The 6778-nt window shown below is 41.3% G+C and carries 6 protein-coding genes; all 6 read left to right on the forward strand.

Going from position 1 to position 6778, the window contains the following annotated elements; translation table 11 throughout:
* Positions 1-39 precede the first annotated feature (39 nt).
* Complete coding sequence (locus HMPREF9145_RS11600) at positions 40-954, forward strand: ribonuclease Z (protein ID WP_021826431.1); 915 nt, start codon at positions 40-42, stop codon at positions 952-954.
* Between the two features lie 197 nt (positions 955-1151).
* On the forward strand, positions 1152-2591 hold the full coding sequence (gene rlmD, locus HMPREF9145_RS11605; protein ID WP_021826546.1) for a 23S rRNA (uracil(1939)-C(5))-methyltransferase RlmD: 1440 nt from the start codon (positions 1152-1154) through the stop codon (positions 2589-2591).
* Positions 2592-2621: 30 nt separating this feature from the next.
* Positions 2622-3752 carry a porin gene (locus tag HMPREF9145_RS11610; RefSeq protein ID WP_021826419.1) on the forward strand — a complete coding sequence of 377 codons (1131 nt, stop codon included), beginning with the start codon at positions 2622-2624 and terminating at the stop codon, positions 3750-3752.
* Positions 3753-4320: 568 nt separating this feature from the next.
* Positions 4321-5808 (forward strand): leucine-rich repeat domain-containing protein, encoded by a 1488-nt coding sequence (locus tag HMPREF9145_RS11615; protein ID WP_021826574.1) that lies wholly within the window; start codon positions 4321-4323, stop codon positions 5806-5808.
* A gap of 11 nt (positions 5809-5819) precedes the next feature.
* Entirely contained in the window at positions 5820-5999 is a 180-nt protein-coding gene (locus HMPREF9145_RS11620) for a hypothetical protein (protein ID WP_021826478.1), read from the forward strand.
* 425 nt (positions 6000-6424) lie between these two features.
* Positions 6425-6778 (forward strand): DUF6261 family protein (locus HMPREF9145_RS11630; protein WP_021826448.1); only part of this gene is annotated, 354 nt, incomplete at its 3' end.

A 6778-nucleotide genomic window follows, 5' to 3' on the forward strand; every position in this document is an offset into this window, starting at 1 on the left:
AGATGTCATTTCTATTTAACGAAAAATAAATCTCATATAATGGAGCCATTCAGAGTTCATATTCTTGGTTGTGGTTCAGCACTGCCAACCCTCAATCATCATGCGTCTTCACAGGTTGTTGAAGTCAGAGAGAAACTCTTTATGATTGATTGCGGGGAAGGAACTCAATTGCAACTACGCAAGAATAGAATCCGATTTACAAAGCTTCAAGCTGTGTTTATCTCACATTTACACGGCGATCATTGTTTTGGTTTGATAGGAATGATTAGCACTTTTGGGATGTTGGGACGCACAGCTCCTTTACATGTCTATGCGCATGAAGCCTTAGAGCCAATTCTGAAAAGTCAAATGGAATTCTTTTGCACTGGATTAGAGTTTGAAGTTGTATTCCATTCTGTCGACACTTTGAAGCATGCCGTTATCTATGAAGACCGGAGTATTACGGTTGAAACTATTCCACTACAACATAGAATCCCCACATGCGGCTATCTTTTCAGGGAGAAACCCAAGCAGAGACACATTAATCGCGAGATGGTTAATTGCTTTGAGGTGCCAATAAGCCAGCTAAATAATCTCCGAGCAGGCATGGATTGGACAACGCCTGAAGGCAAATTGATTCCCAATGAACGTTTGACGACTCCACCAGATCCCTCAAGGGCGTATGCCTATTGCAGTGATACGCGTTATATTCCAACGTTATATAAATTGGTTGAAGGTGTTGACACACTTTATCATGAGAGCACTTATGCAGATGATAATGCTGCTCGTGCCAAACTCTATTGGCATTCAACAGCCCGTCAAGCAGCGATGGTTGCGCGTGAAGCTCATGTTGGTAAGCTGCTGTTAGGACATTTTAGTGCACGCTATGATAATGAAAAATGCCTACTTGATGAAGCAAAAGAGGTGTTTAAAAATAGTTTCTTAACGAATGAAGGGATGGTTTTTGATGTATAATAAGATTCTTCCTCCTGGTTTCACAGAACGAAATGGCATCCTAATGAAAACTATTTAACGCAAATAGAGACTCTTTCCATTGCACAAAATAGACATTATCAAATGCCTTTTACAGGCCTATTATGAAATTAAATCTATGTAGTAAAGGCATAATTCGTAATAATTTTACTAATTTTGCATGTAAATAAAACAAGAGAATGACGAGAAAGCATAAACCATTACCCCTTTTAGAGCATATTACAATAGAATTAGTTGCAGCCGAAGGTAAATGTATCTTCCATTACGATGATAAGGTTGTGTTCGTTCCTTTCTGTGTTCCTGGCGATGTTGTTGATGTACAAATCACCAAGAAGAAACATAGTTTCATGGAGGGAAGGGTAGAAAGGATAATCTCATATAGCAAGGTTCGCGAAACTCCTATGTGCGAACACTTTGGTATTTGCGGTGGATGTAAATGGCAGAATCTGCCATACGAGGAACAATTGAAAGCCAAGCAACAACAGGTTTTTGATCAGTTGACACGCATTGGTAAGGTTGAACTTCCGCCTTTTCAGCCAATATTGGGAAGTGTAAAGACGAAGGAATACAGAAATAAACTTGAATTTGGATGTGCCAATAAACGTTGGTATACGAAAGAAGAGATAGCTGCTTTGCCTCCAAAAGAGGAAGGACAAGAAGGCAATCTGTCGGAAAGTGCAATAGGTTTTCATATTACTGGCGCCTTTGATAAAATCTATCCTATCAAGAAATGTTGGTTGATGGACGACTTGCACAACGAGATTCGCAATGAGATTAGTCGTTATGCAAAAGAAAATTCGATATCTTTTTATGATATTCGGGCACAACATGGACTGCTGAGAGACTTGATGATGCGCAATTCTAACACAGGGGAGTTCATGCTTTTAGTGCAATTCCATTACGACGAAGAAGGCGATGAACAAAAGGCTATGCAGCTACTTCATCACATTGCAGACACCTTTCCTCAAATCACGAGCTTGATTTATGTTGACAATCAGAAAGGAAATGACACCTTTGGTGATTTGGAACTTACAACCTTTAAGGGCACAGACTTCATCTATGAGACGATGGAGGACTTGAAGTTTAAGGTTGGTCCGAAAAGCTTTTATCAGACAAACACAGACCAAGCCTATCATCTTTATTGTGTAGCACGTTCGTTTGCTCACCTCACTGGTGGCGAGTTAGTTTATGATCTTTATACTGGCACAGGAACTATTGCAAACTTTGTTGCACATCAAGCAAAGCAAGTAATCGGAATAGAATATGTTCCTGAGGCGATAGAAGATGCCAAAGAAAACAGCCATGTCAATGGAATTAACAACACGTTATTCTATGCCGGTGACATGAAAGATATTCTTACAGACGACTTTATCCAAGGACATGGTCAGCCTGATGTTATCATCACCGATCCACCTCGTGCCGGAATGCACGCCGATGTGGTTAAGGTGATTCTCAATGCATCACCAAAACGCATTGTCTATGTGAGCTGCAATCCTGCCACACAGGCACGCGACTTGCAATTGATGGATGCAGATTATAAAGTGGCAGCTGTTCAACCTGTTGATATGTTCCCTCATACGCCACACGTGGAAAACGTGGTTCTGTTGGAAAGAAGATAAATAAAAATATTAAAATCTAATTCATGAGTTATGGTAAAAAAGAGTTTATGTATTGCACTACTCGCGCTAACAACGCTGTCAAGTAGTGCACAAAAGAAAGAATGGTTTAACAATGTGAAACTCTCTGGCTATGGAATGACACAATATCAATATTCCGACCAGAAAGGAAATAAGAGCAATTCGTTTAATCTGAGACTATTCCGTTTGGTCTTAGATGGTCGAATCTTAAATGACTTCTATTGGAAAGCACAAATCCAAGTCAATGGCAACACTTCTACTTTGGGAAACAGTCCGCGACTTGTAGACTTGTTTGCTGAGTGGCAGAAGTATGATTATTTTAAGGTTAAAATCGGTGAGTTCAAACGCCCATTCACCTTTGATAACCCATTGCATCCTATCGACCAAGGTTTCATGGGGGTTGGACAAGTCATCTCAAAGTTATCTGGTTTCAGTGACCGAACAGGCGAACATCCGAGCAATGGCCGTGACTTAGGACTTCAGGTGCAAGGTGATTTACTGAAAAATGCAGCTGGTCGCAATCTTTTGCACTATCAGATTGGCGTATTTAATGGTCAAGGCATCAATACGAAAGATGTTGATCAGCGCAAGGATATCATCGGAGGACTTTGGGTGATGCCTGTAGAAGGACTGCGCTTAGGTGTATTTGGCTGGGAAGGTTCATCTGCACGAAAGGGAAATTGGACTGATGCTGCTGGTGTTACCCACACGGGTGAGATTCGTTCATTGCCTAAACATCGCTATGCCCTCAGTGGAGAATACAAATTCAATGATTGGACTTTGCGTTCTGAATACGTTCATTCCACAGGATATGCTTTTGCAAAGGCGCTTACAAATACCAATGCGCAAGATCCAAATTTCACGAATTGTGAGGTTAACACTGCTTTAGGCAATAAGGCTGATGGTTTTTATGGTTTGGTTATCGCCCCTGTAATTCAGAAGAAGGTTCATGTAAAAGCACGTTACGATTTATATCGACCAACTGCAGAATGGAATAGGTCACGCACGCAGTATGAAGTGGGAGCAGACTATTACTTCCACAAAAACTTTCAAATCAACGTTGAATATGCGCGCATCAATGACCGCACCTTGGCAAAACACAATTATAATATGATTGATGTCGAGGTTGATTTCAGATTCTAATAGCGTCAAATCGCTAATTCATTAGAACATAACAGAATTGCCATAGGGGGACAAGATACCCCACAATAACTATTGGCAATTCTGTTTTTTATATCTTTTCTTATCGCTATCAGTGGGCATTAAATGCATATAAAACCATGGGTTTTGAATTTTATTTCTTTAATTTTTTGGTCAATTCGAAATAAAATTCTACCTTTGCGCCAGTTTCTAAATAGATAAGAAGTTGAGATTAACAGAGAATCATATTATTTTGCGGCAATCTAATGCTCGTTTGGAGCGTGGATCTATGGCTCGAAAAAAGAGTGGCTTTTTTGCAAAAAAGTCATCAAATTATTTGGTAGTTCCAAATAATTTGCTACTCTCTCTCTCTCTCTCTCTCTCATAGGCGCCACGCCAATAACTACACTTTAAAATTTTTTTCCTACGCGCGCGCGAAGCGTGGCGTATCTCCCATAAACAAAGGGCTTTTCGAAGTTCCCTTTGTTCGCTTTTTTATGCCCCTTTGTTACGGCATGGAAAAGAAAATAACAATGATTTTGCGTAAATATTTATTTTAAGTATATGAGTTATGAAAAGATTATTATTCTTTCTTAGTTGTTGTTTGATGGCTTTGGCAAACAAAGCACAAACTCCTTCTTCTGTTGATTTCAATACTGCAAATGCTGCCGGACAGATGTTCTACTATCACATAACCGATGCTGCCAATCGCTATGTTGAGGTTACCCATCCCGATATTTATAGCAGCTTATACCAATTTGCAGGAAAAGAAGTCAAACTCCCGTCTACGGTGCTGAACAGTAATAACGGACTTTCTTATACCGTGTTGGGAATCGGAACCGCAGCTTTCAAAGAAGCAGAAGCAGCTACGCTGATTCTCCCCGAAACACTCAAATATTTAGATACTTATTCCTTTGACCACTCACGTGTAGACTCAATTTATCTACCCAATGGTTTGGAAGAAATTCGTGCAGGCGCCTTTCAGTTTTCTTATGGCACAAAACATTTGAAACTACCTCCTACAATACGTGTATTAGGTGTTGGATGTTTTATGCAGATGGCTGATTTAAAACGGATATATGGACTCAAGGAACTTCATTTGCAAACAATTCCTGCTTTTTTTTGTAGAGGAAATACTGAACTTAAGATGCCTTTCGACTTCTTGCAAGATGTAAAATCAGTGGGAAGTAGTGCTTTTGAAGGTTGCACTCCTCATTCAATCATATTACCTGAAACAATAGAACGAATTGGAACTTATGCCTTTTATACTAAAAATTTTGATGAAATCACCATCAAGGCTACAACTCCTCCTACACTTAAAGACCAATATTCTTTCTTGAACTGGGGAACTCCGCAGACATTTTATCTACCCATTGATGTCACGGCTGCCTATAAGAGTGCAGAACACTGGAAAGATATAACCGGAAAATTTTGTGAGCAGACTGTAATCGGCGCCACCGGCTACACCACCTACTACTTGGAAAACGAGAACTTCAAAGTTCCCGCAGGCTGCACGGCCTACATCATCACCGGCATCACGCCCAGCGGCAGCATCGCCACTCCCGACCAAGCCGTCGTGAAAGCATTCACGGCAGGCAAAATCATTCCCAAGCAGACGGGCTTCATCCTGCAAGGCACGCCCAACAGCACTGTTGTTTATCAGGCCAATGTTACAGGCATTGAAGAAGATGTTACAGGCAATCTCCTCGTGGGCACGGCTACCGAACGAGAAATTAGCGGGGCTGGCTATAAATATTACGTTCTTTCAAACAGCGGAGACCAGGGCCTCGGCTTCTACAAGCAAGGCACTCGCGGAGGCGCTTCTATCAAGCTGAAAGCGCATCGCGCTGGTCTTCGATTGACGGAAAGTATTGCGCGTGCAAAAAGCTTTTTCATCGATTTTGATGCTGCTCGCGAAAATGCAAATGTTGCAGGCATCCGCAATATCGGGCAAGAGGCTGAGGGCCGTGACAATGTTATCTACGACCTCCAAGGCCGTCGTGTGAAAAACCCAACACATGGCATTTATATTATTAACGGAAAGAAAGTCATCAAATAATCGCATACAAAATGAAAAAGAAATATACAACACCCCACATCGCAACTGCTCGGTTAATGACCACAGATAATATTGCCCAGTTTATCGTTAGTTCACATGCTGTAGGTGAGGACCAAGGCCTTGCCAAGCGCGCCCACTTCTTTGATGAAGAAGAGGCGTCTGACAACAATCCATGGGATGAAGACAACTAAAATATAGCAGAAAGTTCATAAAACAAGTTCTTCGTCGGTCGATTAAAAGCTAAAAAAAGCCTGTTGTCGGCCGACGAAACATAAAAGCCACGCTTCTGCACACTGCAGAAAGACCAAAAAGGAGTTTTTCATGCTTCTGCACACTGCAGAAAGACTAAAAAGAAGTTTTTATGCTTCTGCACACTGCAAAAAGACCAAAAAGAGATTTTTCACGCTTCTACACACTGCAGAAAGACCAAAAAGGAGTTTTTCATGCTGCTGCACACTGCAGAAAGACCAAAAAGAAGTTTTTCACGCTTCTGCACACTGCAGAAAGACCAAAAAGAAGTTTTTCACGCTTCTGCACACTGCAGAAAGAGCAAAAAGAAATATTATAAGAAAGAAAGTATTAAAATTCAATTATCACTAACTTAAAATCATAAATCATGAAAAAGTTAAACATTCAAATTCCCAAGATGATGCAAATAGACAACAGCTATTGTGGCAGATATGCCAATTCGCATCACTTGCAGTTTCAGTTCAACATGTATGAATTGGTGAAAGCCGTAGACAAACTGAAGTTGCACCTGACGGATGAGTTATTGAAGACTTGGGCCGACTGCTTGGAATTGGAAACAGAACTGAACAAGCAGGCCACGGCCACGGTCTACACCGAACAGATGAAAGCGTTCGACCAACAGCGCGACGACCTGCTGACCAACCTCTTTGGTGTGGTGCGGGCGCAACTGAAATCACCTGTAGCAGCGGTGCGCGAGGCAGCGAAAGCGTTAGACAAGGGG

Origin of the sequence: Segatella salivae F0493 (genome assembly GCF_000477535.1) — a bacterium.
GTDB lineage: Bacteria > Bacteroidota > Bacteroidia > Bacteroidales > Bacteroidaceae > Prevotella > Prevotella salivae.